Source organism: Stenotrophomonas sp. STEN087 (assembly GCF_056759115.1).
On record NZ_JBRRCR010000166.1, the window covers coordinates 1 to 2,094 of the forward strand.

2 protein-coding genes are annotated in these 2,094 nt (G+C 69.5%); both read left to right on the plus strand.

Annotated elements, in window-relative coordinates; genetic code table 11:
* Positions 1 to 249: 249 nt before the first annotated feature.
* Positions 250 to 1,245 carry an LLM class flavin-dependent oxidoreductase gene (locus tag ACVOK1_RS20445; RefSeq protein ID WP_108768452.1) on the plus strand — a complete coding sequence of 332 codons (996 nt, stop codon included), beginning with the start codon at positions 250 to 252 and terminating at the stop codon, positions 1,243 to 1,245.
* Between the two features lie 69 nt (positions 1,246 to 1,314).
* On the plus strand, positions 1,315 to 1,812 hold the full coding sequence (locus ACVOK1_RS20450; protein ID WP_108768453.1) for a pyridoxamine 5'-phosphate oxidase family protein: 498 nt from the start codon (positions 1,315 to 1,317) through the stop codon (positions 1,810 to 1,812).
* Positions 1,813 to 2,094 lie beyond the last annotated feature (282 nt).

The following is a 2,094-nucleotide window of genomic DNA, read 5'->3' on the forward strand; positions in this document are numbered from 1 at the left end:
CCCGCAGCAACCCCGGGCACGCGCCCCGGGGGCCGCCTGCGCCGCGTGGTTCTGGTGTTAGTTGGTTGGTGTGCGGGGTCGGCTGTTGGTTTTGTTTTATTGCTGCGCGCCCGCCCCGCCCCCGGCTCTACCCGTCACGCGTGGCCGGCCCTGAACCCGCCCCGCAGGAATCAGCATCCTGCCACCGTCACTGGCCGTGGCCCCGTCCCGACCCCATGCAGGGGACATCTTGTGACGGAAATACGCCTGATGATCCCGTTGTCGATCCTCGACCTGGCCCCGGTCTGCGAGGGCAGCGATACCACTGCCGCCTTCGCCAACATGCTGGAACTGGCCCAGCACGCCGATGCGCTGGGCTACCGCCGCTACTGGCTGGCCGAACACCACAACATGCCCGGCATCGCCAGCGCGGCCACCGCCGTGCTGATCGGCCACGTGGCCGGCGGCACCCAGCGCATCCGCGTCGGCTCCGGCGGCATCATGCTGCCCAACCACGCGCCGCTGCAGGTGGCCGAGCAGTTCGGCACGCTGGCATCGCTGTACCCCGACCGCATCGACCTCGGCCTGGGCCGCGCGCCCGGCACCGACCAGCCCACCGCGCGCGCGCTGCGCCGCTACTTCGATAGCGCCGACCAGTTCCCGCAGGACGTGCGCGAGCTGCTGCACTACTTCGAACCGGTGCAGCCTGGCCAGGCCGTGCAGGCTGTCCCCGGTGGCGGCCTGCGGGTGCCGACCTGGATCCTCGGCTCCAGCCTGTTCGGCGCGCGCATGGCCGCTTCGATGGGGCTGCCGTATGCGTTCGCCTCGCACTTCGCGCCCGATTCGATGGATGAAGCGCTGGCCGTCTATCGCCGCGAATTCCGCCCCTCGGCCACGCTCAAGCAGCCGCACGCGATGCTCGCGCTGAATGTCGTCGCCAGTGACAGCGAAGCCGAATCGCGCCGGTTGTTCACCAGCCAGCAGCAGAGCTTCGTCAACCTGCGCCGCGGCCGCCCGGGCCGCATTCCGGCGCCGATCGACGACATCGAGACCTTCTGGGAACCGCACGAGAAGCTGGGCGTGGAGCGCGCGCTGGCCTGCACCGTGCTGGGGGATCCGCAGCAGGTGGCCGAGGGCATTGCCGCCTTCGTCGACCGCCACAAGCCCGACGAGCTGATGCTGACCGCCAACCTGTACGACCACCGCGCGCGCCTTCGCTCGTTCGAGCTGGCCATGCAGGCCTGGCACGCCCGCCACGCGGGCTGAACATCGGCATCACGGCGCATTGCAGCCGCGCCGGGTCTGATGGGGGCTCCTGCAACCGGAGCCCCCACCATGGCCGATTCCCGCGCCGAACACATTGCCCAGCTGGCCGAACTGATCAAGGACGTGGAGGTGGCCATGTTCACCACCGTCGGCGTCGACGGCCGCCTGTACAGCCGCCCGTTGGGCACCCAGCAGGTCGCCTTCGATGGCGACCTCTGGTTCGCCACCGCTGCAGACAGCCCGAAGGTGGCCGAGATCGCGCTCAATCCGCGGGTCAACGTGGCCTATGCCTCGCCATCGAAGAACACGTACGTGTCGGTGGCCGGACGTGCGCGCATCGTCGATGACCGGGAGAAGATCGAGGAGCTGTGGTCGCCGCCGATGAAGCTGTTCTTCCCGGGTGGCAAGGATGATCCGAACCTGCGGCTGATCCACGTGCGCGCCGATTCGGCGGAGTACTGGGATGGCCCCGGCACGCTGCTGGGCAAGGCGCTGAGCTTCGTGCTGTCGGCGGTGCAGGACGAGCCGGCGCAGCTGGGCGACAACGGGTTCATTGACCTGCGGTGAGCAATTCCGCCGGGCATGGCCCGGCGCTACCGCTGCTTCATCCACGCATGGCGTGGATCTACTGCTTACGCATTGGTCCACGCCGCCCGAGCGATTTCCGCATGGGTCCATGTCGTGCGCGCGATCCAGTAGATCCACGCCATGCGTGGATGATCATGTCATCCGCAGAGGGTAGTGCCGGGGGGGGGGGGGCGGCCGGGGGGCGCGGGCCCCCGCCGCGGCGCCCCCGCGGCGGAAAGGGGGGAGCGGGGGAGAAAAACCCCAGGCGCAAGACCGACCCAA

Bases quoted from the DNA above. Each gene is read 5' to 3' on its own strand.
- ACVOK1_RS20445 (WP_108768452.1), top strand. From the start codon at position 250: ATGATCCCGTTGTCGATCCTCGACCTGGCCCCGGTCTGCGAGGGCAGC.
- ACVOK1_RS20450 (WP_108768453.1), top strand. From the start codon at position 1,315: ATGGCCGATTCCCGCGCCGAACACATTGCCCAGCTGGCCGAACTGATC.